The sequence below is a fragment of the Sphingobacterium composti genome (genome assembly GCF_009829075.1).
Lineage (GTDB): Bacteria > Bacteroidota > Bacteroidia > Sphingobacteriales > Sphingobacteriaceae > Sphingobacterium > Sphingobacterium composti.
In genome coordinates, this window is record NZ_WUQZ01000005.1 from 20,009 (window position 1) to 45,098 (window position 25,090).

Sequence of the window (25,090 nt, forward strand, 5' to 3'; positions counted from 1 at the left end):
AATAATTATGAGTTTGTTATTGAAAAAAAATATTTATAAGATTTTCTGTTTTATAACCTTATTCCTTGCTTTTGGAGGAACGGTCGATGCACAGTATTTTGGCCAAAACAAAATGCGTTACAAGAAGTTAAACTTCAAGGTTTACGATACGCCGCATTTTAATATTTATTATTACCTCGAAAATGATTCTATGATGCGTTGGTTGTCCAAAGAATCTGAAGTTTGGTATGATATGCACCAGCAAGTTTTCCAAGATACTTTTGCTAGAAAGAACCCTATAATTTTCTACAATAATCATCCTGAATTTCAACAGACAACAGCAATTAATGGCGAGATTTCTGTAGGGACAGGAGGGGTCACTGAAGCCTTCAAACAACGTGTTATAATGCCTATAATGCAGATTAATCAGCAAACGAGGCACGTTTTAGGGCACGAGATGGTTCATGCTTTCCAATATCGTGTGATTATGGAAGGTGGTGATTCTACGCGTTTAGAAAACATTGGTAATATTCCACTTTGGATGATAGAGGGTATGGCAGAATATTTTTCAATTGGAAAAAAAGATGCATTTACATCAATGTGGATGCGTGATGCATATTTACACAAAGATATACCATCGTTGAAGCAAATGACCGAGCAATCTTATAATTATTTTCCTTATCGGTATGGGCAGGCATTTTGGTCATTTATAGGCTCTACTTATGGTGATACTGTTATTATGCCGCTTTTTATTGAAACAGCAAAGTATGGTTATGAATTTGCAATGCGTAGAGTATTCGGCTATGATGCGCAGACAATGTCAACTTTGTGGAAAAATAGTATTGAACAAGCTTATAGAAACCTAGGCAGAGATACTACCACTCGTCCTATAGGTATTAATCTTATTAATCAGACTAATGCTGGAGAAATGAATCTATCGCCAACTATATCTCCTGATGGAAAATATGTCGTATATCTTTCCGAACAAGATTTGTTTAGCATTGATTTATACCTTGCGGATGCGAACACCGGAAAGCGAATACGGAAATTGGGAAGTAAATTAACCAATAAAGATATCGACGAGTTTAGTTTCTTAGAGTCTGCTGGATCTTTTTCTCCTGATTCCAAAAAGTTTGCCTTTTCTGTATTTTCTCAAGGAAAAAATAAACTGATGGTGGTAGATATCGAAACCGGTAAGCCACTATTAACAGAAGCGATGGGAGACATCATTGAGTTTGCAAATATTGCTTGGGCGCCAGATGGTGAAACAGTTGCTTTTTCAGGATTAGTTCAGGGACATTCCGATTTGTATACATATAATACAAGAACCAAAGAGCTAAAACAATTGACCGACGATGTGTATTCGGATTATCAACCAAATTATTCTCGTGATGGAAAGTATATCGTATTTAGTACTGATCGTTTAGCATTGCAGAGCGATAGCAGAGCGGTAACAATTCCTATGAATTTGGCATTATATGAAGTGACTACAGGTAAAATAACGAATATAGATGTGTTTCCTAATGCTAACAATCTTAATCCACAATTCTCTGGAGATGGCACTTCTATATTTTTCTTATCCAATAGTGATGGTTTCCGTAATATGTACAGATATCATTTGAGTTCAAGTACAGTAGAGCGTTTGACGGATTATTTCACGGGTATTTCAGGTATTACAGAATATTCTCCCGCAATATCTGTGTCAGCCAATGACGACATTGTGTATTCTTTTTTCAAGAAGAAAAAATACAATATTTATAAGGCAAATGTATCTGAATTTGTTCCTGTTCAAATATCTGCGCATGAAGTAGATATGACTGCGGCAATTTTGCCTCCAAATGTTGACAGGGGTGTCAATGTAGTAAATAGAAATTTAAGCAATTTCAACGTATTTCAACGTATTTCGGATAATCAAATTAATAATATCGCTTATACGCCAAAATTCAAATTAGATTATCTCGCAAACTCAGGCGTAGGGATGTCTGTAGGATCACGTTATGGTGCGGGGATTAGTTCTGGTATTCAAGGTCAATTCTCTGATATTTTAGGTTATAATCAAATTTTTTCAGCATTAAATATCAATGGTGAGATTTATGATTTTGGTGGACAAGTAGCTTATATAAATCAGCGAAGCCGACTTAATTGGGGTGGTGCTTTATCACATATTCCTTATATGACAGGTTTTTCACAATATGGTTATGAGGATTTTGGCTATGGAAATGAATTAGCTGTTAGCACATACATGATTCGTACATTCCAAACTCAAGCAGAAGGATTTGTGGCTTATCCATTCAATCGTAATCATCGTTTTGAAGTGGGTGCTGCGATTTCTAGATATGGATATCGTGTTGATAAATGGAGACAAAGTTATTATTATGGATATGGGGATAGGCAACGAATCACTAATGAAGAAGCATCAGGATTACTAGGAGGAAATTTTAAACCTTTTATAATTCAACAAGTTAATTCAGGGTTTGTGGGCGATAATGCTGTGTTTGGTATTACAGCTCCTTTGCAAGGGTTTCGATATAGATTAGGTGCGGAACAATATTTTGGTGATTATAATTTTACAGCACTTAATATAGACTTACGTAAATATAATCGTTATAAGCCTGTTACTATAGCCGCACGCTTGTATTCATATATGCGTTTGGGCGAGGATAACAAGGCTTTATACCCACTTTATATTGGGTATCCATACCTTATCCGTGGTTATGAAAGTGGGAATGTCGATGTAACAGGAAATACTGGATTTGAACAATTATCAGGTTCTAAGATGGCTGTAGGTAATTTTGAAATACGCATTCCATTTACGGGTCCTGAAAAACTTGCCTTAATTAAATCTGGCTTATTGTTTTCTGACTTGAATTTCTTTTTGGATGGTGGTGTGGCTTGGGACAGAAATCAATATACTTTCGATATTAATAATCCTACTGACACAAAGCTTGTGCATAATACGGATTTCAAGCCAGTCTACAGTGCAGGAGTATCGCTTCGTATTAATTTATTCGGAGCAATGATATTAGAGCCTTATTATGCTATTCCATTCCAAAAGACCAAATCAAAATTTGGAACATTTGGATTAAACTTTGCGCCTGGCTGGTAGTCTATATACCATACATTGCGATATATGTTAAGGTTGTAAAAAGCTGTTGTTTATGTTTAGGCATAAACAGCAGCTTTCTTTATTATAGTAGTATCTAAGGTGTGGATTCCTAACCAATTAGGATTGTATCGACGAATTAATTTTTCCTTTTGCATACGCGTGAAGGTGTTCAATTCATTTTTTCTCCGCTCTGCGGCTTCAAAAGTATCAAACTCTTCCGTATGTACTATTCTTGAAAATTTAGATCCACACAACATAAACGAGTTTGCTGAATTTTGTAATTCAAATAATTTTAGGCTAATGTCTTGACAGTAACCGGCTTCAACATAAATTCTATTTGCGTCTGTAATGATGTATACGATGTGTTTTTGCATGCTTTTTACTAAAATATTTGGGTTTACAAAATATGTTTACTAATTTTATTGGCACAATATTACTAATAATTTTAGTATTCACAAATAATTTTGAAAAATATATAATGTCAAATATTGCATCTAATCTTAAGTTTCTCCGCAAGAAACATAGTCTTACACAGCAGCAGTTCGCTGATTTAATGGAAATTAAACGTGCTTCGGTTGGTGCGTATGAAGAAGATCGTGCCGAACCTAAATACGAATTGCTAAAAAAAATAGCGGAATATTATGGTTTGAGTATGGACGAATTAGCGAATGATGTGATAGACGAAAAGTGGAAGCCTATTGCTAAAAGTAATTCTTCCAACTTGCGCGTATTGTCCGTGACCGTTGATGCAGACGATAGAGAAAATATCGAACTAGTTCCTGTTAAAGCAAGTGCTGGTTATTTAAATGGATATGCTGATCCAGAATATGTTAAGGAATTGCCTAAGTTTTCTTTACCAATGTTTAATCAAGGAACTTATCGTGCTTTTGAAATTAAAGGAGATTCTATGTTGCCATTGCCAAGTGGTTCAATCGTAATAGGAGAATATGTTGAAAATTGGCATGATATCAAACCTGGTCAAACATATATAGTTATTTCGAAAGACGAAGGTGTAGTGTATAAAAGAGTCGCGTTTAAATATAAAGATGAAAAAGGGTTAAAATTAATATCCGATAATAAAATTTATGAACCATATTGGGTGCAAACTGACGATATATTAGAAGTTTGGAAAGCGAAAGCATATATATCGACTGAATTTCCAGAGCCTACTTCAGAACCTACCATTGAGTCATTAACGACTATGATGGCACAAATGCAAAAAACTATAAATTCTGTAGTTGAAACGAAAAAATAGTATGTCGAAATTTCTTGCTTATATAATAAATGTGTATATTTGCATTATCTGAAAGGAAAGGGGGCATGGAATGCCCCCTTTTTTAATTCAATTTTGAAATAATATGCAGGTTGAAAAACGCGTTAGAGAATTAGTAGAAGAGAAAATATCCGATCGTCCCGAACTTTTTATCGTTAATATCACTATGTTAAAAAATGGGATTTTATCCATTTTGTTAGATGGTGATAATGGGATTTCGATCGAGGATTGTGTTGCTGTAAGCAGACATGTAGGTTATCATTTGGAAGAAGAAAATGTAATCGAACAGGCTTATCGATTGGAAGTCTCTTCGCCAGGTATTGACTCTCCATTAACTATGCAACGTCAGTATGACAAAAATATTGGCAGAGATGTGCGCGTGAAATTAGTTAATGGTGACAAGAAGGAAGGTAAACTTTTAGCTGCATCTGCTTCAGAAATTGTTGTTGAAGAAAAAGTAAAAGAAAAGGGCAAAAAAGCAGAATTAAAAGAAGCGATATTGCCAATAGATCAAATAAAAGAAACAAGAGTTTTAATTTCATTTAAATAAAATGAGCAGCACCAATATTAATTTGATTGACTCTTTTCAGGAGTTTAAAGAGTTCAAAAATATTGACCGTCCAACGGTAATCACAGTACTTGAAGAAGTATTTCGTAGTATGATTCGTAAACGTTTCGGTACGGATGAGAATGTTGACGTAATCGTAAACCCAGATAATGGTGACTTAGAGATCTGGAGAACACGTGTGGTAATGGAAGATGGTTTCTCAGAAGACGATGATTTAGAAATCGAATTAGCAGAGGCACATCAATACGATCCAGATTTGGAAGTCGGTGACGATTATATCGAACAAATCACGTTAGAAAGCTTTGGTAGACGTGCTATTTTAGCTGCTCGTCAGACTTTAGTTTCTAAAGTATTAGAATTAGAAAAAGACGAAGTATTCAAAAAATACAAAGATCGTGAAGGCGAATTGGTAATCGGTGAAGTTTACCAAATTTGGAAAAAAGAAATCTTAGTATTAGATGAAGATGGTAATGAATTATTGTTACCAAAAACAGAACAAATTCCTGCGGATTATTTCAAAAAAGGAGATAGTATTCGCGCAGTAGTGCATAAGGTAGATATGATGAATAGTAATCCTAAGATTATTATTTCACGTACAGCACCTGAATTTTTACAACGTTTATTTGAGTTAGAGGTTCCTGAGATATTTGATGGTTTGATTACTATCAAGAAAATCGTTCGTGAACCAGGAGAGCGTGCTAAAGTCGCGGTTGAATCTTACGATGACCGTATTGATCCAGTAGGAGCTTGTGTGGGTATGAAAGGTTCACGTATTCATGGTATCGTTCGCGAGTTGCGTAATGAGAATATTGATGTGATTAACTTCACTACAAATTCTTCATTATATATCACTCGTGCATTGAGCCCAGCTCGTATTACATCTATCAAAATTGATGATGAAAATAAAACGGCTGCTGTATACTTAAAACCTGATCAGGTATCGTTGGCAATCGGCCGTGGTGGGCACAACATCAAGTTGGCAGGTAAGTTGACAGGTTATGAAATTGACGTTTATCGTGAAAATGACGAAGTAGAGGAGGATGTGGATATCGAAGAATTCGCAGACGAAATTGACAGCTGGATAATTGACGAATTAAAACGTGTTGGATTGGATAGTGCGAAATCAGTATTGTCATTATCACACGAAGAATTGGTGCGTCGTACAGATTTAGAAGAAGATACAATCCAAGAGATCGTTCGCATTTTAGCATCTGAGTTTGAATAAAACTCAGATTGCAAAATAAGTTACAGAGAAAATGTAAATATTTGTTAAAGGCGTCCGAAAAAATCATATTTTTGTAAAGAACAGAATTTTTAGAAGGTTAATATTAGATGACAGAAGGTAAAAGCATAAACTTACTTAAAGCGGCAAAAGAGCTTAATATTGGTATTGGTACTGCGGTTGATTATTTGAAGGAAAAAGGTTTTGATGTAGAAGCAAAACCAACTACAAAGTTAGCTGCGGATATGTACGATGTTCTTTTGCGTAAATTTCAAGGAGACAAAATCGCAAAAGATGAAGCTAAGCAAATTGTAATTGGCAAGATTCGTCGTGAAGAAGCTCCTGTATCAGGCAATTCTGCTCCTTCTCCAGAGTCATCTCCTTCAAAAAATGATGAAGCAGAAAATGAGATTTTAATTAAGAGTCCTTTGGTAACTCCTCCTGCAGTGACTAAAGAACAACCTGCGAAGGAAGAGAAAGAGGAAACAAATACAGGTGCTTTAAAGGTTGTTGGTAAAATTGATTTAGATAGTTTAAATAAACCAAAGCCTAAAAAGGTTGAGGAAACTGTCGCTCCGAAGCCAATTGAAACTCCAGTGGCTGAGAAAAAAGAAGAACCTAAACCAGAACCTATAATAAAAGAGGTGAAAGAAGAACCCAAAGTAGAGGTAAAACCTGTACAAGTTGAAAAAGTAGAAGCTCCTAAACCTGTCAAGGAAGAGGTTAAGCCTGTACAAGAAGTTGTCGCTCCGAAAGTGGAAAGTAAGCCTGTGGAAAAAGCAGAACAAAAACCTGTGACTCCAGCAGCAGCAGCAGTTCCTGCAACTCCACCTGTGAGTAAAGAGCCTGTTGACGATGTTATTCGCGCACGCTCAGAAAAATTAGAGGGCCCTAAGGTTATCGGTAAAATTGAATTACCAACTTTCAAACCGAAAGAAAAACCGGTAGCTTCATCTTCTAATTCAAATCAAGATAACAAACGTAAGCGTAAGCGTACGAATAAGCCTGGTTCTCCTGTATCTCCAAATGATCAAAACAATCAGCAACAAGGTGGTCAAAATAGACAACAAGGCGCTCCTTATGGTCAGAATAGACCACAAGGTCAAGGTGGACAAAATAGACCTGGAGGTCAACAACAAGGTGGCCCAAGAGGTAACAATACAAATGTAAATCGTCCTGGAGGTAATAATAACAACCAAGGGAATAGAGGAAGATTTGATAATAGAGGTAAGGGCGGAAGAAATGATGCTCCTAAAGAAGAATTGTCTGAAAAAGAAATTCAAGATCAAATTAAAGCAACACTTGCTCGTTTGAGTGGCGCAGGTAAGTCTGGTAAATTTGCTCAACGTGCTAAATTACGTCGTCAAAAGCGTGATGATATAGCTCTTTCAGCTGAAGAAGCAGCAATGGAGCAAGAATTACAAGCTAAAATTTTGCGTGTAACTGAATTTGTTACGGCAAATGAATTAGCAAATCTAATGGATGTTCAAGTTACTCAGATTATTGCTACTTGTATGAGTTTGGGTATGTTTGTGTCAATCAATCAAAGATTGGATGCAGAAACATTAACTATAGTTGCAGATGAATTTGGTTACCAAGTTGAATTTATTAAACCTGAAGATGAGGAAATAGCTGAACTTGAAGAAGAAGATAACGAAGCAAACTTAATCCCTCGTGCTCCAATCGTTACAGTAATGGGACACGTTGACCATGGTAAAACTTCATTATTAGATTATGTTCGTAAAGCTAATGTTACTAAAGGAGAAGCGGGTGGTATTACCCAACATATTGGTGCATATGCGGTAAAATTAGATGATGGTCGTAAGATTACATTTTTAGATACACCAGGTCACGAAGCCTTTACAGCGATGCGTGCTCGTGGTGCTAAAGTAACGGATATCGTTATTATCGTAATCGCAGCAGATGATGCCGTGATGCCTCAAACGCGAGAAGCCATCAACCACGCACAAGCAGCTGGTTCACCGATTGTATTTGCTTTCACCAAAGTAGATAAACCAGGTGCTAATGCTGACCGAATTCGTGAACAATTATCAGCAATGAACATTTTAGTAGAGGATTGGGGTGGTAAATACCAAGCTCAAGAGATTTCTGCTAAGACTGGTGAAAACGTTGATTTATTATTAGAAAAAGTATTATTAGAAGCTGAATTATTAGAATTAAAAGCAGACCCTAAAAAGCGTGCTGTAGGTTCGGTAATCGAATCAGCTTTGGATAAAGGTCGCGGTATCGTGACGACAGTATTAGTTCAAGGTGGTACTTTGCGTGTTGGAGATGCTATTTTAGCAGGTTCTCACTCAGGTAAAGTGAAAGCGTTAACTAATGAGCGTGGCGAACGTGTGAAAGAGGCTGGACCTTCAACTCCTGTACAAATATTAGGTATGTCTGGTGCGCCGACAGCTGGTGATAAACTTTATGTTTTAGAAAGTGAGTCTGAAGCACGTCAAGTTGCAAATAAACGTTTACAACTTCAACGTGAGCAAGGAATGCGTGCTACTAAACATATTACATTAGATGAAATTGGTCGTCGTTTAGCAATTGGTAACTTCAAAGAGTTGAATGTAATCGTGAAAGGTGACGTGGATGGTTCTATTGAAGCATTATCTGATTCATTGTTGAAATTGTCTACTGACGAAATTCAAGTTAATATTATCCACAAGTCAGTGGGTGCTATCTCTGAATCTGATGTTTTATTAGCTTCAGCTTCTGATGCGATTATAATAGGTTTCCAAGTTCGTCCTACACAAAATGCACGTAAGCTTGCTGAAGCGGAACAAATTGATGTTCGTTTGTATTCAATCATTTATGATGCTATTGACGAATTGAAATCAGCGATGGAAGGTATGTTGGCTCCTAAGTTTGAAGAGAAAATCGTGGGTGAAGTTGAAATTCGTGAAACTTTCAAAATTACAAAAGTCGGTACAATCGCAGGATGTATGGTTACTAGTGGAAAAATCACACGTCAAAATGATATCCGTATCATTCGCGATGGTGTCGTAATTCATACAGGAAAATTAGCATCATTGAAACGTTTCAAAGATGATGTTAAAGAAGTAACACATGGTTATGAATGTGGTTTGAACATCGACAAATTCAATGATATTCAAGTAGGCGATATCGTAGAAGCATACGAACAAGTAGAAGTAAAACGTAAGTTGTAATCTTGCACATAATATTAATGTAAAATCCTGACTCGAAGAGTCAGGATTTTTTATTTGTGAATCATTTTCTTTATATCTTTAGTCTATGTATGAATTTAGTGTTTCGGAAATAATTCAACGTCCTAACCATATAATATCTATTCGTTTTGAGGATAAATCTGGTCAATTTCCAGCTTACAAGGCTGGTCAATTCCTTACATTGTCTTTTGAGTTTGGAGAGCGTGAAGTTAGACGTTCTTATTCATTTAGTAGTTCACCTGCTTTGTCAGAACCGCTTGAAATCACTGTTAAACGAGTAGAAAATGGTGAAATTTCTAGACTATTACATCATAAACTGCAAGTTGGTGACACGATTAATGTATTGGAACCACAAGGGTTATTTATATACGAGCCTAACATAAATTCTCAACGAACAGTTTTTCTTTTCGCTGCGGGAGTAGGGATTACACCGCTATATTCTATTTTGAAAACGGCGTTGATTGAAGAACAAAACACAAAGATTATATTGGTTTATAGTAATTCATCAAGAGAAAAAACTGCTTTTTACGATGAATTATTAGAATGGCAGCAGAAATACCCAAATAGATTGAAAATTGAGTTTATATGGTCAGATTCTAAGAATTTGTCTAAAGCTAGGCTAAACAGAGAGTATCTAATATCATTGTTGAATGAAAATTTGTTGAATGATAAGGAGGATGCTTTATTCTATACTTGTGGTCCATTGTTTTATATGGATTTGGTAAAATTCACCTTATTAGGAATGGGATTCCCAGAAGAGAATGTTCGAAAAGAAACTTTTCATTTTCCTGAAGAAGAAGAGGACGATGATGAACGTGAGGAAGAGGTTATTGACGATAAGGAATATAATGTTACACTATTGTTTAATGGAGAAGAATTCAAATTGATAGTTCCATCAAATAAAACAATCTTAGATGTAGGATTGGAGCATAAAATTAAGTTGCCGTATTCATGTAAGTCAGGTATGTGTAGTACATGTATTTCTCAAGTAACAAAAGGTGCTGTTAAGATGGATTATAACGAAGTATTAACAGATAATGAAGTTGAAAGAGGTAAATGTTTGATTTGTGTGTCACATCCAACTGAAGATGGAACAATAATTGACATATTGTAAATAATTAAAAGCCAATTTGATGAAAAAATTCTTCTTTCTGATTTTTTTTGCATTCGTTACTCATAGTATCAAAGCTCAAGTCTATAAAATTACTTACAATTTAACGCGAAACAATCAAATATTAGATGTTGATCCTGTAATTGTATTTGCTGATAAGGATAGGTCTGTCATAACTAAACAGAGTATTCTTGATAATAAGTTTAAACAAACAGCTGAAGAAAGTATAATAGATAATAAATCTAAAATCATTTATAAGAAATCAATATTTCAAAATCGAAGTGTCATTTTTGCTGCCGATTCTACAGGTTATAATAGGTATTCTTTTAGCGATAAAAACGAATCGAAAATTATATTAGATAAGAAAACAATAAAGTCTACAACTTCTGTTAATTCTAATACGATTGATATATTTTACACCAAAGAGTTGAACATCTATGCAGGTCCTACAGAAATTGGTATATCAAAAGGTTTAGTTTTGGAATATATACGAAATGGGAATAGTGGTCTAGTAGCTACTAAAATAGAGGAAGTAAAAGATTTTCCTAAAGCTCATATAATTCCAAGTTCTGATGAAGTTTTAGATATTTTGACCTACCGTGACGAAGTATGGAAGAGCAAATTTATTCAAATACCAATCTTTAGGAATGAAAGAATTTGCTTTGATCCCGATAATGTTAAGTCTGATTCAATATTACGATTTGCAGCAGGTACGGTGATTTTGAAAAAAATTAAGGTACCACAGTTATTAGATGAAAGTCAGGCTTTTATTGAGTTGATTGAGAAATCAAATGGGGATGCATATGATCGTACTGGATCGGTTTTTATGATTGCAGAGGATCAGCCACTAACATTTTTCGATGGTATGATAAATGGAATGTCAACATTACCAAAGTATGATGTAGGCGATGGCAAAGACTATTGGGGAATGGTGCGTACTACTGATTTTTCTCCGGTTCTCGAATTGATGAGGTTTTTTACGCCATTTGGTGTTTCACATTTTAATGACAGGTTAACATTAAAGGGTAAAACCTGGCAAGATTCGGTTACTTATAGACAAGATGTTTCTGAGTTTTTAGCTACTATGTCAGGGAAGGAGGTCTATATAGGAACTTATATTGGCAATTATGATAAGGGGGGACATATAATAAGTCTGGAATTGACAATACATCCCGGCAATTCTAATTATGCAAGAAAAACTGAGACAATGTCTTTATTTAATACCACAAATGTGATGGAAATGGGCGGCCAAACTTATCCAACTTTATTTGGATCACAAAAGGGATTAGAATTTGAGTTCGAGTTAAAAGAGGATATTACGAACGCGCGACTTCGTTACATCACCACTGGACATGGTGGTTGGTGGAATGGAGATGAATTTGTTCCAAAGGTAAATTCAATTTATATCAATAATGAATTGAAATTTCAGTTTACGCCATGGCGTGTCGATTGTGGTAGTTATAGATTATATAATCCTGTATCTGGTAATTTTGATAGTGGACTTTCTTCTTCGGATTTGAGTCGTTCCAATTGGTGTCCTGGCACTATTACTTATCCGAATTATATAGATTTGGGGGATTTGAAAGCTGGTAAGCATAAAATTCGCGTGCACATACCTCAAGGGCCAGCAGAAGGCGATAGTCAAAGTTTTTGGAATGTAAGTGGCGCATTACTCTATGATAAATAGAAAGATGAAATTTTCGAAAAGTACTTATTTGCACATTTTTCTAGTTTTCATTGGTCTTTTTGTGTTAAATATATCAAACGGACAAAGCCCTCTAAAGCTTGGAAAAGTAACAAGTTCTGCTATAACAGAAATCTCAGGTATAACGCCATATACATTTAAAAAGGGGTGTTTTTGGGTACACAATGATAGTGGAGATGGAGCGAACATATATTTGATTGATTCTACAGCATCGGTTAAAGTTAAAGTTGAAATAGAAGGAGTAAAAGCTATAGATTGTGAAGATATTACACGTTTTAAATATAAAGGAAAAAAATTTTTGATGTTAGGAGATATTGGTAATAATCTTAGGAACAGGGAAATATTATCACTATACATTATCGAAGAACCTAACCTAGATATTAGTAATAATTCTACTATGAAAGTTCCCTTATTTAAAGAAATTAAATACAAATATGCTGACAAAAGGAGAGATGCTGAGGCACTTTTCGTTGACCCGATTGATAATCAGGTTTATATCATATCAAAACGTGATCTAGAAAGTACTGTATTTAGTTTTCCTTTAGAAATGGAAAGTAACTCAACATTGGTATTAGACCCAAAATTAACTTTACCATTCACTTTCACCACTGCAGCAGACATTTCGCAAGACGGAAATGTAATTATAGCTAAAAATTTGACAAATGTATTTTTTTGGGAAAGGAAGAGTAATGAGCGGTTGATTGAAACATTAAAAAGAATTCCTAAGAATATACCTTATCTTATCGAACCGCAAGGTGAGGCAATTTGTTTTGACTTAGAAAAACGCTATTTCTATACGATTTCTGAGCGTCCTTTTGGTTTGGATTCCTATCTTTACAAATACGATTTTTAAAAAATTATGAAAAACCTTTATTCTTTATTACTCATCTTTATTTTTGTCGGAACACAGCAATCTTTTGCTTCAAAAGTAGATACTATTGAGGTTTATTCTCCTAGTATGAATAAGAAAATTAAAGCCGTAGTGATTGTTCCTGATAATTCAAATGATAAGATAATTCCTACTTTGTATTTACTTCATGGTTATAGTGGTAACTATTCGAATTGGGTTGATAAAGTCCCTTATCTCAAGACTTTAGTAGATCGCTACAATTATATGGTTGTGTGTCCTGACGGTGGCTTTGGTAGTTGGTATTGGGATACAACGTCTGAATTTCAATATGAAACATTTGTTAGTAAAGAATTGATTGATCATATTGAAACGAATTATAAAGTTTGCAAACACCGCTCTGGAAGAGCTATTACAGGCTTGAGCATGGGTGGACATGGGGCACTTTATTTAGCTATACGTCATCAAGATATATATGGCGCTGTAGGTAGTACTGCGGGTGGGGTTGATATTCGTCCTTTTCCGAATAACTGGGATATGAGTAAAAGATTAGGTGAATACGCCTTAAATAAGGAAAAGTGGAATGAACATACGGTGATGGAAATGTTGCATTTGATAAAACCCAATAACCTTAAAATATTCATAGATTGTGGGTATGACGATTTTTTCTTTGGAGTAAACGAAGAATTACATAAAAAATTGACTTATCTTAATATTCAACATTCCTATTTGAACATGCCTGGCAAACACGACTGGAATTATTGGGCACAGTCATTACCTTATCAAATGGCATTTTTTGATCAGTTTTTTAGAAATTAAAATTTTATTTATATCATATGTTTCGACAATACGTATTATTTGTTGTTGCCTGTTTGTTTCATGTCAGCTTATTTGGACAAGAGAAAGTCAGTATTAGTGGATATGTAAAAGACGCGTCATCGGGAGAAATATTAATTGGTGCAACTATACAAGCCAAGGAGTCCAATCGTACTGTTCGAACAAATAGTTATGGCTTCTTTTCTCTAGAGTTAGACAATAAAGAAACTACGCTACTAATTTCTTATGTAGGATATCAACCTATTGAAGAAAGTATAAATACGGATGAACAGAAAAGATTCAATTTTGAATTGACGTCAATAGGGCGAGAAATCGAAGAGGTTGTAATTTCTGGAAAAAAGCAGAATAAAAATGTAACTAGCCCACAAATGGGAGCTTTTAATTTCACTATTGAAGAGATTAAAAATGTACCTGTTATTTTTGGTGAGCGAGATATTTTGAAAACAATTCAAATGCTTCCAGGAGTAGGTAAAGGGGGAGAAGGTTCATCAAGCTTTTTTGTTCGTGGTGGTGGTGGTGACCAAAATTTGATTTTATTAGACGAAGCTACAGTTTATAATGCATCCCATTTACTTGGTTTTTTCTCCACCTTCAATTCTGATGCTATTAAGGACGTTGAGTTATTTAAGGGTGGTATTCCAGCACAATATGGTGGTCGTATTTCATCAGTGATGGATATCCATATGATCGATGGTAATAATAAAAACTTCGCTGCTGAGGGTGGAATTGGTTTGATAGCTTCTCGATTAAAGTTAGAAGGGCCAATTCAAAAAGATAAAAGCTCTTTTATGATCAGTGGTCGTCGTACTTATGCGGATCTCTTTCTAAAGGCATCTAGTGATCAGACTGTGAAAGATAGCAAGTTGTATTTCTATGATTTGAATGCTAAGCTGAACTATAGAATTAATGACAAGAATACTATATATGCCTCTGGATATTTTGGTAAGGATGATTTGGGCTACGGTGACTTATTTAGCTTTGATTGGGGTAATGCTACGGCTACTGTTCGTTGGAATCATATCCTGAATGAAAAACTTTTCAGCAATACGTCTTTAATTTACAGTGATTTCACGTACAATGTGAATGTAAATAATGATAATAGTGAATTTGTTATAGCTTCAAAAATTGAAAATTTCAATTTGAAGCAAGATTTTTCATATTATGCTAATAATAAAAGTACATGGAGATTTGGTTTGAATGCATTAAAACAAAAGATTTCTCCAGCCAGCCTTAATGCGAATGCGAATTCGGCAGTTAATTCAATAAATATTGAAAAGCGTCATGGTATAGAACTTGCAGCATATTTGTCTCATGAATGGAATCCTACTTATTGGTTTTCGGTATTGTATGGTATGCGTGCAACTGATTTTATGGTCCAAGGTCCAGGTACTTTTTATGAATTTGATCGTGATGGTGAAGCGATTTCAAGTGAGAAATATACAAGTTCTGAAATTGTTAAACATCACTTTAATATTGAACCAAGACTTTCAGCATCCTTTATTCTTGATGACAAGCAAAGTATTAAAACATCCTATAATAGAATTGTTCAAAATCTACACCAGTTGACAAATACAACATCTTCTTTGCCAACAGATCAATATGTATTGAGTAGTATCAATATAAAACCTCAGTATGCCGATCAAGTAGCATTAGGGTATTTCAGAAACTTTGCCAATAATACGTATGAATTTTCGGTAGAAAGCTTCTATAAGTATATGGGAAATCAAATTGATTTTCGTAATGGAGCTGATTTGCAGGCAAATGAATTTTTAGAAGGTGAGTTGTTGTTTGGTCAGGGCCGTGCATATGGTTTAGAGTTGTACCTACGCAAGACTAAGGGCAAATTTAACGGATGGATTAGTTATACACTTGGGAAAAGTGAGAGACAATTTGAGCAGATCAATAATGGGGATTGGTTTAATGCAAGACAAGATCGTACACATGACGTATCTATAGTTGGTATTTATCAATTAAGTAATAAATGGAATGTGGGTGCAAACTTTGTTTATTATACAGGTAATGCGATTACTTTTCCAAGCGGCAAATACACTGTAGATGGTCGTACTTCTTTTTATTATACTGAAAGAAATGGATATAGAATGCCAGACTACCATCGTTTAGATTTGTCTGCTAATTATGATCCATCACCTAAAAATAAGCGTTTTGCATCGAGTTGGTCTTTTGGACTTTATAATGTTTACAATCGTAAAAATGCCTACATTATAGACTTTAGAGAGAATGAAAATAATGCAAATATTACAGAAGCATACAAAATTGCATTATTTGGAATTATACCATCAGTAACATGGAACTTTAAATTTTAATTATGAGATTCTATTATTTATATACAGTTTTATTTTGCATGTTATTTGCCTCATGCGAAGAGTTAATAGACGTGAATTTAAATGAAGCAAACCCAAGATATGTGATTGAAGGTGATCTAAGTGATCTAACATCTGAGCAAATAATAAAAGTATCTCAAACAGTAGCTTTTAACGCGCCTGTACGCAATAAACCAATCGACAATGCAATAGTGCGTGTTATGAATGACAAAGGTGAAGTATATACTTTTAATTCTATTGGAGATGGAGCTTATTCAGCCTCCTTCAAACCGAAAGACAAAACAAGATATAATTTAAGTGTTACAATAGGTGATGAAGTATTCGAATCATCCTCTTATATGAATCCTTACATTGATGTTGATTCATTAGGCATCATTGAGGATGTTATCTTTTCAGACACCGTTTATTCTGTTACATTAAAATTCGTTGACCCAAAAGATCAACCAAATTATTATAAGTATAATATTTCTGTCAATGGAAAGGATTTTATTTTTAGTCGTGTTTTCAGTGATAAATTTAATGATGGTTTGTATGTAACACATCAGATTTCTGACAATAGGAATGATATATTGATAGGAGATACTGTAGTTGTTCGAAGACAGATAATTGATAAGCCAGTATTTACCTATTGGAATGATGTCTTGTCCATAAACCCAGGAAGTGCTGCTCCAGCCAACCCCACCTCAAATATCTCTAATGGAGCATTAGGATATTTTAGTGTTAGTAGTGCGAAGAAATATGGCTTTAGAATAAAATTTAAATAAGATTTAGATTAAAGAATTTCAAATGTAAACCCTTTACCTAAGAAATATTCAATGGTTTTAGGTAGAGCATATTGAACCCTAGGAATGGCTTTAATATTGTCGTGAAAAACAATGATAGATCCATTTTTGGTATGTTTCTGTACATTTTGGAAACAGGCTTCAGCAGATAGTTTGATGTCAAAATCGCCTGATAAGACATCCCAATAGACAAATTCAAAGTCATTCTTTAGAAGATTCAATTGTGATTTTTTAGCGCGTGCATATGGGGGACGAAATAAATTGGTTTGTGTCAGTTCGTTACATTTGTACACGTTTTCAATATATTCCTTATCTGTAGTATTCCAGCCTTTTAGATGGTTGTATGTGTGATTTCCGATGCGATGTCCTTCTTCGATTAGTCGTTGAAAAATATCAGGATGTTTACTAATATTTTCTCCAACACAAAAAAAAGTTGCTTTAATATCATAATTCGCTAAAGTATCTATAATCCAAGGGGTGATTTCAGGAATAGGACCATCGTCAAATGTCAGATAAAGTTTTTTTTCTTTTCTAGACTTATTCCATAGAACAGCAGGGTAGTACCAACGTAAAAAAAATGGCGCGTTGACGAAATACATTTCTAAATCACAGTTATATTTTGCAAATTTAATCTAATCATACTTAAATAGGGCAACCAATTATAGCACAATAAAATCATTCTTTTGATATGATGGCTAAATTTTTTAAATATTTTCAATTTACAAAGGTCGAACGTAATGGATTTATTGTGTTAGCCACTCTAGTTATTTTATCTAATATCACCATGTTACTGTATCGTGTGTTACAAAAGTAGGAGGAAATTACACATACACTATATATTCTTGGGAAGGATGAGATTAAAGAGGAAAATGCAGAAATTAATATAGCAACTGATTATTCGCGTCCACAGTACAAATCATTAAATACTGAAAAAAGTATTAACTACTTTACTTTTGATCCAAATATTATCTCTGAATCGGAGTGGGAGCAGCTAGGACTTTCTTCCAAACAAATAAAAGTCATTCAAAATTATACTGCCAAAGGAGGGAAATTCTATAAAAAAGAGGACTTGAAAAAAATCTATTCTATTTCTGAAAATGATTACCGTCGATTAGAACCATATATTAAAATAAGTACAAAAGAAGATAAATTTATAGATGATACGGAGAGCAAACACGAAGCAAAACCATATAAACATAAAGAGTCGTCTAAAATAAATCTTAATATCGCCGACATAACAGCATTAAAAGAATTACGAGGAATTGGTTCAGTGTTAGCTAATCGAATTATTAAATTCCGTGATGCTCTTGGAGGTTTTCATGAAGTGAGTCAATTGCGTGAAGTTTATGGCATAAGTGAAGATAACTATGAACTAATAAAACATAAAATAGTGATTTCTGCATCTCAACTAAAAAAGTTACCTATTAATAGATTCAGCGCGACAGAACTGAGCAAACATCCGTATATATCAAAAAAACAGGCACAGTCGATAGTTAATTATAGAGATCATCATGGAAGTTATTTAGATATTTATACTTTATCTCAAAACAAAGCTTTAGATCAAGATTTTTTACGTAAAATTGAGCCATACTTAGAATTTTGATACATGTTAGAAAACAAATTAAAAAATGTGATCCGTGACATTCCTGATTTTCCTCAACCAGGAATTATTTTTAAAGATATTACCCCTATACTTAAAGATGCGCAATTGTGTACAGAAATTGTAGATGCTTTTGCTGAAGAAGTTCGAGACTATAATATAGATGTAATTGCAGGAATAGAAAGTCGTGGATTTCTTTTTGGACTAATGTTGGCAAACAAATTGAACATTCCATTTGTTCCAATACGAAAGCAAGGGAAATTGCCTGCGAAAACAATAGCTGAATCGTATAAATTGGAATATGGTCAAGCAACAATAGAAATTCATGATGATGCTTTCCCCAAAGGAACTAAAGTACTTATTCACGATGATTTATTAGCAACAGGTGGTACGGTCGTTGCAGCAGCTAAATTAATTGAAAAATTGGGCGGAGAGGTGGTTGGATTTTCATTTGTAATTAACTTGCAATTTTTAAATGGTGAAGGAAGACTACACCGATTTAGTGATAAAGTAATATCTCTAGTAAATTATTAATTATTATTCACTATAAAACTATCGTATGGAATGGTTGTCTGATCCACAAATTTGGATCTCATTTTTAACATTAACAGTATTGGAGATTGTTTTAGGCATTGATAACATTGTCTTTATCTCTATTCAAAGTGCTAAACTCCCTGTCGAGCAACAAAAAAAAGCTAGACAAATAGGCTTATTGTTGGCTTTAGTAATGCGTGTCGCACTATTGTTTTCAATTAAGTGGGTGATGGGATTAACAGCTCCACTAGTTAATTTTTCCGAATGGTTTAATATCACTAATGAGCAATATGCGCCATATTTGATCCTATCAGGAAGGGATTTAATATTGTTTATTGGAGGTTTATTTTTAATTTACAAGAGTACGACAGAAATCCATCACAAGGTAGAAGGTCATGTTGAAGCTACAGGTGCTAATGCAAAAGTAGTTACGTTTTCTTCAGTTATTATCCAGATTATAATTTTGGATTTAGTCTTTTCTTTAGATTCGGTGATTACAGCGGTTGGTATGGTCGATCAGATTGGCGTTATGATTGCTTCTGTTATTGTAGCAGTTGGTATAATGCTTGTATCAGCAGAAGCGATTAGTAGTTTTGTGAATAATCATCCTACGGTGAAAATGCTAGCTTTAGCTTTCTTACTGCTTATAGGTGTGTCACTGACAGCAGAAGCATTTGATCAACATATTCCAAAAGGCTATATCTATTTTGCAATGGCATTTTCAGTTTTAGTGGAGTTTTTAAATATTAAAGCTATGAAGAAAGCATTAAAAAGTGAGAATGCAAGAATTGTGAAGGAAAATGAAATTTCAAAAAATTAGATAAAACAAAAATGGTTAGCTTTCGCTAACCATTTTTGTTTTACTAAAAATTCAATTGGGCAGCTTGTGCTATTTTTTTAGGAATATCTGTATTATCCATCTTGTGATTGAATAATTCAGCACCTTCACCGATTGCATAAACCGGCACATAAGCACCTGAGTGTCCTCCAGAGGCCCAACCTAAGGATGCCAAACGATTTAAAATACTTATACTTAAAGATGCAATTTTGTCATCATTAGCATATAAACTTTTCGAAGTTTCATTTTCATGATTTACAAAGCTTTTTTCGTAAGCTTTATGTAACTCTTTTTCATCTTTTTCAGAAACTTTCACAGCAGCAAAAAGTCCTGTATTTTCACTAATCAAAGTTTTTACATCTTCCCAAGTAGCATTAGGCTTCTCTTTTCTCAAATTGCCTATTAAAGCTGAAAGAGATCCTTGAGAAATTTTTTGATGACTTAAAATTTTAGTATTCAATGTCGAAGAACCGTTACCAACCGCAAGCCCGCCAGTTTCATGATCTGCTGTTACAACTATTAATGTTTCTTTGGGATATTTTTGATAGAATTCGTATGCCAGTTGAATCGTTTTATAAAAATCTAAAACCTCTTTTAATGTAGTTGCACCATCATTCGCATGTGAAGACCAGTCTATTTTACCACCTTCTACCATTAAAAAGAAGCCCTTATTGTTATTATGACTTAATTTTTTAATAGCACCACGGGTAATATCTTCCAAAGACATATCATTCGCATTTTGATCGATTGCATATTTTAAAGATTCACTACTTTCAGACTTTTCATTCAACCAAACTACTTTTTTACCCTCATATGTGGAGTTTGAAAATGCGCTTTTTCCACGTACAATTGTATATCCCTTTTTCTCAATTTCTTTATGTACATCTACTACTTCTTTTTTATCATAAGTGGTAGTAGGTTTTAAAAATCCAGCACCCGCAAACAAATCAAATCCAGAAGCAGGAATCTCAGATGCAATTTCGTAATAATTGTTGCGACTTGGCTGATGGGCATAAAATGAAGCTGGTGTCGCATGGTCAACACTTACACTTGTAGTGATACCCACTTTCAAACCTTTTTCTTTAGCAGCGAATGCAATGCTTTTATAAGGTGTAGTACCTAAACTATCAGTTCCGATATTCCCATTTCTGGTTTTTTTACCCACTGCTAATGCCGTACCTCCAGCACCAGAGTCTGTTACTCCGTGCGAAAGTGAATTAGTGGATGCAAATCCAACGTAAGGGAAGTTTGATAAAAGTTGAGGTTGGTAACCAATTTTACCTTTGGATTCTGCTAAATAAATTTCAGAAAGATTTACATGGTTTAGTCCCATTCCATCACCTATAAGATAAAAGATGTATTTTGGTTGACCATAACTTAGTGCAGCACAGCATAAAGAAAAGAATATTGTGGCTACAATCGATTTGTATTTCATAGTATTATAATTGTTTGACTTTCTCAAATATAACCTAAGTCAATCAATATACCATATAAGTAACAGAAATATTAAAAACAAACAAATATCACTTTAACTTGTTGTGTATTTTGTTAACTATTTATACTGAAATGGAAAGTAATCTATTGAATAATGTTAAGTCTTACTTCACAACTGAAGTGATTAACAAGCTTGGCGCAAATTTAGGAGAATCACCAGACGCCATACAAAAGGGTTTAGACTTGTCAATACCTTCTTTATTATTAGGAATGCAAGGTAAAAGTGGCGATGGCTTGAGTAGTATACTTACATCGGCACAGCATTTATTTGGTTCTTTTGATTTTAATAATTTGTTTGGGAATTTTTTTGGAACACCTGCGGGAACAGACAATTCAAAATTTGAAACACAAAATTTGCTGACATCTATTTTTGGAGAAAGATTGCCCACTGTAGTTTCATCTATTGCCTCATATTTAGGTATTAGAAATGAATCTGTATTAGGAATATTAGGGGCTAGTCTACCCGCTGTAATCTCAGGTATTACCAGTAAGGGAGCGCATTGGGATGCGAGTTCAATTGGTAGTTTATTAAGTGCTAATAAATCTTCATTTGCAGCAGCTCTACCAACAGGTCTTGGGCTAGGTGCATTTGGATCGTTGTTTGCACAGGCTGATCACCCAGCTGAATTACCTAATGAGCCAATACATGAGCAACCAATCACGGATAGCCCTATGGTTGAACAACTGCCACCTAGAAAACCCGAAGTAGTACATACACAAGAGCGAGTTGAAGAAGAGAAAAAGGGTGCAGGTTTTTGGTGGATATTGATTCCATTATTGCTTATCGGGCTGTGGTTTTTATTAGGTCGAGGATGTGATGGTGATACTAAAGAAAATGTATTAAGAGATTCCATAAATAATGCAGATACGACAGCAACAATTACTAATCCCCTAACTCAAAGCGAAAGGCAACAAATAGATGTAAAATTACCAGATGGCGCTTCTTTGAAAGCATATCCTGCTGGTATCGAAGAGAATCTAATTGCTTTCTTACAAACGGATTATAAATCATTATCAGACGATCAGCTTAAAGATAAATGGTTTGATTTTGATAATTTGAATTTTGAGACAGGTACAGCTATTGTGATGCCGGAGAGTCAACAACAATTGGAAAATATAGCTTCTATTCTTCGCTTGTTTCCAGATGCCAAAATAAAGATTGGAGGATATACTGATAGAACTGGTGATGAAGCTGTGAATGAAAGAATATCAGAAGAAAGAGCGGAAGCAGTGAAAACATTCCTTGAATCAAAAGGGTTAGGAAGTCAAGTGACAGATGCTGAAGGATATGGTTCTGAATTTGCTACTGTGCCCGCTGAAGCATCAGATGCTGAAAGAGCAAAGGATAGAAGGGTAGCGGTAAGTGTAAGAAAATAGAATTATTATTTTTAGTAATTTTGAGGCATATCACCTAAAGTGATATGCCTTTTTAGATATGTTGGATTTTGAAATTAGTAAGAAATTAGAAAAAGATTTTGAAAAATATATGCTTTCATTCTATGGGAAGCATCAGCGTTTCTCCATTGAAGATTTTGGAAATTTTGCGAGCAGTATTATCAATTATAACGTACAAAACCATCTAATAGATCCAAAAATTAAAAAGGAATATGCCTACTATTTAACAACATTATATAATAAAGGGATTGGAAATAAAATCACGGAAGAACACCTTCAGGTTATTGCTAAGGCTATTTCTTCCGATTCATCTGTTGATTTTGGGGTCATCCAAGAATTGTTTGCATAGCTTATTCTTGGATTGTCCAAACCAAATCATTAATGTTATATCCTGCACTTCTGGCATAATTTAAATATTTGGTTTGAAGCTCTGCCGGTATGGTTTTATTGCGAGATAAAATCCACATGTAGTCTAGATTTTCTCCAAAAATCAGTGCATGTTCATAATCTCCATCTATATGCATGATATTATATCCTGAGTAGAATGGACCAAAGAAAGATACTTTTAAGGCACCCTCATTAGGTAGACCTTTAAACTTAGCTTTTCCTATACTTACTTTCGTTTTATTGTCTTTAATTTTTACTCCTGAATTAATGACTTTGATACTTCCATCTTCATTCAAAGAATATTTTGCAGTAACATTTTTCAATCCTTTTTCCCAAAAGAAATCCAAACGGGCGATTTCATACCATTGACCAAGATATTTTTCTTTTTCAAAATCTGTGATCACTGGTAATTCTGACTTTACTGGCTTCCAAATATTGTAGATAACTGTACCTGCTGCTGCTGCGGTTAATAATAGCAATGATTTCTTCTTGTTCATGAAATTACTTTTTTAAGTTTAACAAAATAGTGACTGCAAAAGTTTATCCAATTTTTTATTTTTGTGAAAATTTTAAGTTTTGTATTCAAAAGAAGAAGCAAGAAATCTAAAAGAAACATTCTGGACTACGTTTGGTCAATATATGTCAGCGGTTCCTTCGGCTGATGGTGATAGGGTAAATTGGGTTAATTACAAAACTGGAATTAAGCACCTGCATTTTAGGATGGATGCCACGAATAAAATGGCACATATTTATATTGAAATTTCACATCCAGACGAAAGTATACGTCATCTTATATTTGAGCAATTCAAAGAACTGCAACAAATTTTCCAAGGAATCGTAATTGAAGAATGGGAGTGGGACGAAATGTATTATGATGAATATGGTAAAAAGACTGCTCGTATTTCCGCTTCAATAGAAAAAACTTCTATTTTTAATAAGACACAATGGCCAGAGCTAATCAGCTTTTTTAAGCCACGTATAATCGCTTTAGACGAATTTTGGTCTATGGCAAAATATTCATTCGACATTTTTAAATAATTAAAATATGAAAAACAAGTTAAGTGTAATCGTTTTGTTAGTGAGTTGCATGATATTAAGTCAAATGCAAAAGGCGCAAGCTTGGGGGATGACAGGACATCGTGTGATTGCTGAAATTGCAGAAAGACACTTGAGCAAAAAAGCTAAAAGGAATATCCAAAAAGTTATTGGAAATCAACATATCGCTTATTGGTCTAATTGGGCTGATTTTATAAAATCAGATACCAGTGCAGCTTTCAAGAAAACTGCTTCATGGCATTTTGTGAATACTTCCGCAAATTTGACTTACGATCAATTCCATGCAGAATTACAACAATCTCCAGACAACAACTTATATAAAGCTTATTTGAATGTGAAAAAAGAGACAATCGAAAAGAAAGATTTGTCTTTAGCACAGCAGCAAGAAAATCTATACTTTATTTTGCATCTTTTTGCTGACGCACATCAGCCGATGCACGTAGGTAGAGCAGCAGATTTGGGCGGAAATAAGATTGAAGTTATGTTTTTTGGTCGAAAAACGAATATTCACCGTGTGTGGGATTCTGACTTGGTAGAAAATGAGCAGTATAGCTATACAGAATATTCCTCTGTGTTGGATATTCACGACAAAAAATTCTATAAAAAATTCAACGTATCATTCGAACAAGCTTTGTATGAAACGCATCAATTAGCTAATAAGATTTATGCTGATGTGGAGTATAATGCCAACTTAAGCTATACGTATGTCTATGATTACAAATATGTAATGGAGGAAGCTTTATTGAAGGCTGGTATTCGCTTAGCAAATGAATTGAATGAGATTTACGGATAAAAACTGATTATTTTTCCTCGTCAA

The 25,090-nt window shown here is 34.4% G+C and carries 22 protein-coding genes; 18 read left to right on the top strand and 4 right to left on the bottom strand.

The annotated features are described in order from the left end of the window. The first annotated feature begins 7 nt into the window (after positions 1-7). Positions 8-3,085, top strand: coding sequence for a DPP IV N-terminal domain-containing protein (locus GOQ17_RS04995; protein ID WP_159635710.1), 3,078 nt, complete (start codon positions 8-10; stop codon positions 3,083-3,085). 56 nt (positions 3,086-3,141) lie between these two features. On the opposite strand, the gene GOQ17_RS05000 is transcribed toward GOQ17_RS04995, so the two are convergent. After that, positions 3,142-3,459, bottom strand: coding sequence for a GIY-YIG nuclease family protein (locus GOQ17_RS05000; protein WP_159635713.1), 318 nt, complete (start codon positions 3,457-3,459; stop codon positions 3,142-3,144). A gap of 104 nt (positions 3,460-3,563) precedes the next feature. Here GOQ17_RS05000 and GOQ17_RS05005 point away from each other — a divergent pair, with 104 nt between their 5' ends. From GOQ17_RS05005 to GOQ17_RS05050, 10 genes are all read left to right on the top strand, one after another. Further along, positions 3,564-4,340, top strand: a complete 777-nt coding sequence (locus GOQ17_RS05005; RefSeq protein WP_159635716.1) for an XRE family transcriptional regulator — start codon at positions 3,564-3,566, stop codon at positions 4,338-4,340. A gap of 103 nt (positions 4,341-4,443) precedes the next feature. Beyond that, positions 4,444-4,908, top strand: a complete 465-nt coding sequence (rimP, locus tag GOQ17_RS05010; protein WP_159635719.1) for a ribosome assembly cofactor RimP — start codon at positions 4,444-4,446, stop codon at positions 4,906-4,908. Position 4,909: 1 nt separating this feature from the next. Further along, positions 4,910-6,151, top strand: a complete 1,242-nt coding sequence (gene nusA / locus GOQ17_RS05015; RefSeq protein ID WP_159635722.1) for a transcription termination factor NusA — start codon at positions 4,910-4,912, stop codon at positions 6,149-6,151. Between the two features lie 107 nt (positions 6,152-6,258). Continuing rightward, positions 6,259-9,327 carry a translation initiation factor IF-2 gene (gene infB / locus GOQ17_RS05020; RefSeq protein ID WP_159635725.1) on the top strand — a complete coding sequence of 1,023 codons (3,069 nt, stop codon included), beginning with the start codon at positions 6,259-6,261 and terminating at the stop codon, positions 9,325-9,327. An 85-nt stretch (positions 9,328-9,412) separates the two neighbouring features. Next, positions 9,413-10,459, top strand: coding sequence for a ferredoxin--NADP reductase (locus tag GOQ17_RS05025; RefSeq protein WP_159635728.1), 1,047 nt, complete (start codon positions 9,413-9,415; stop codon positions 10,457-10,459). 19 nt (positions 10,460-10,478) lie between these two features. Next, positions 10,479-12,143, top strand: coding sequence for a PNGase F N-terminal domain-containing protein (locus GOQ17_RS05030; RefSeq protein ID WP_159635731.1), 1,665 nt, complete (start codon positions 10,479-10,481; stop codon positions 12,141-12,143). A 4-nt stretch (positions 12,144-12,147) separates the two neighbouring features. Then, on the top strand, positions 12,148-13,014 hold the full coding sequence (locus GOQ17_RS05035; RefSeq protein WP_159635734.1) for a hypothetical protein: 867 nt from the start codon (positions 12,148-12,150) through the stop codon (positions 13,012-13,014). A 6-nt stretch (positions 13,015-13,020) separates the two neighbouring features. Continuing rightward, positions 13,021-13,827: an alpha/beta hydrolase gene (locus tag GOQ17_RS05040; RefSeq protein WP_159635737.1), complete on the top strand. Its 807-nt coding sequence runs from the start codon at positions 13,021-13,023 to the stop codon at positions 13,825-13,827. Between the two features lie 17 nt (positions 13,828-13,844). Beyond that, positions 13,845-16,169, top strand: coding sequence for a TonB-dependent receptor (locus GOQ17_RS05045; RefSeq protein ID WP_159635740.1), 2,325 nt, complete (start codon positions 13,845-13,847; stop codon positions 16,167-16,169). 2 nt (positions 16,170-16,171) lie between these two features. Beyond that, positions 16,172-16,951, top strand: a complete 780-nt coding sequence (locus GOQ17_RS05050; RefSeq protein ID WP_236537058.1) for a DUF4249 family protein — start codon at positions 16,172-16,174, stop codon at positions 16,949-16,951. Between the two features lie 8 nt (positions 16,952-16,959). On the opposite strand, the gene GOQ17_RS05055 is transcribed toward GOQ17_RS05050, so the two are convergent. Then, positions 16,960-17,568 carry a polysaccharide deacetylase family protein gene (locus tag GOQ17_RS05055; protein WP_159635743.1) on the bottom strand — a complete coding sequence of 203 codons (609 nt, stop codon included), beginning with the start codon at positions 17,566-17,568 and terminating at the stop codon, positions 16,960-16,962. A gap of 470 nt (positions 17,569-18,038) precedes the next feature. Here GOQ17_RS05055 and GOQ17_RS05060 point away from each other — a divergent pair, with 470 nt between their 5' ends. From GOQ17_RS05060 to GOQ17_RS05070, 3 genes are read left to right on the top strand one after another with little or no spacing between them, the layout of a single operon-like run. Next, entirely contained in the window at positions 18,039-18,572 is a 534-nt protein-coding gene (locus GOQ17_RS05060) for a ComEA family DNA-binding protein (RefSeq protein ID WP_159635746.1), read from the top strand. A gap of 3 nt (positions 18,573-18,575) precedes the next feature. Further along, entirely contained in the window at positions 18,576-19,103 is a 528-nt protein-coding gene (locus GOQ17_RS05065; protein WP_159635749.1) for an adenine phosphoribosyltransferase, read from the top strand. A 25-nt stretch (positions 19,104-19,128) separates the two neighbouring features. Next, positions 19,129-19,923, top strand: a complete 795-nt coding sequence (locus tag GOQ17_RS05070) for a TerC family protein (RefSeq protein WP_159635752.1) — start codon at positions 19,129-19,131, stop codon at positions 19,921-19,923. A 43-nt stretch (positions 19,924-19,966) separates the two neighbouring features. On the opposite strand, the gene GOQ17_RS05075 is transcribed toward GOQ17_RS05070, so the two are convergent. Continuing rightward, positions 19,967-21,376 carry an alkaline phosphatase gene (locus tag GOQ17_RS05075; protein ID WP_159635755.1) on the bottom strand — a complete coding sequence of 470 codons (1,410 nt, stop codon included), beginning with the start codon at positions 21,374-21,376 and terminating at the stop codon, positions 19,967-19,969. 131 nt (positions 21,377-21,507) lie between these two features. Between GOQ17_RS05075 and GOQ17_RS05080 the strand changes: the two genes are divergently transcribed. Further along, positions 21,508-22,812 carry an OmpA family protein gene (locus GOQ17_RS05080; protein WP_159635758.1) on the top strand — a complete coding sequence of 435 codons (1,305 nt, stop codon included), beginning with the start codon at positions 21,508-21,510 and terminating at the stop codon, positions 22,810-22,812. Between the two features lie 58 nt (positions 22,813-22,870). Next, positions 22,871-23,179 (top strand): hypothetical protein, encoded by a 309-nt coding sequence (locus GOQ17_RS05085; RefSeq protein ID WP_159635761.1) that lies wholly within the window; start codon positions 22,871-22,873, stop codon positions 23,177-23,179. Position 23,180: 1 nt separating this feature from the next. Here the strand turns inward: GOQ17_RS05085 and GOQ17_RS05090 are convergent, their stop codons facing one another. After that, the gene (locus GOQ17_RS05090) at positions 23,181-23,714 is read right to left on the bottom strand and encodes a lipocalin family protein (protein WP_159635764.1); all 534 of its coding nucleotides are present in this window, start codon (positions 23,712-23,714) and stop codon (positions 23,181-23,183) included. A 79-nt stretch (positions 23,715-23,793) separates the two neighbouring features. Between GOQ17_RS05090 and GOQ17_RS05095 the strand changes: the two genes are divergently transcribed. Beyond that, positions 23,794-24,255, top strand: coding sequence for a DUF4268 domain-containing protein (locus GOQ17_RS05095; protein WP_159635767.1), 462 nt, complete (start codon positions 23,794-23,796; stop codon positions 24,253-24,255). A 7-nt stretch (positions 24,256-24,262) separates the two neighbouring features. Next, the gene (locus tag GOQ17_RS05100; RefSeq protein WP_159635770.1) at positions 24,263-25,066 is read left to right on the top strand and encodes a S1/P1 nuclease; all 804 of its coding nucleotides are present in this window, start codon (positions 24,263-24,265) and stop codon (positions 25,064-25,066) included. Positions 25,067-25,090 lie beyond the last annotated feature (24 nt).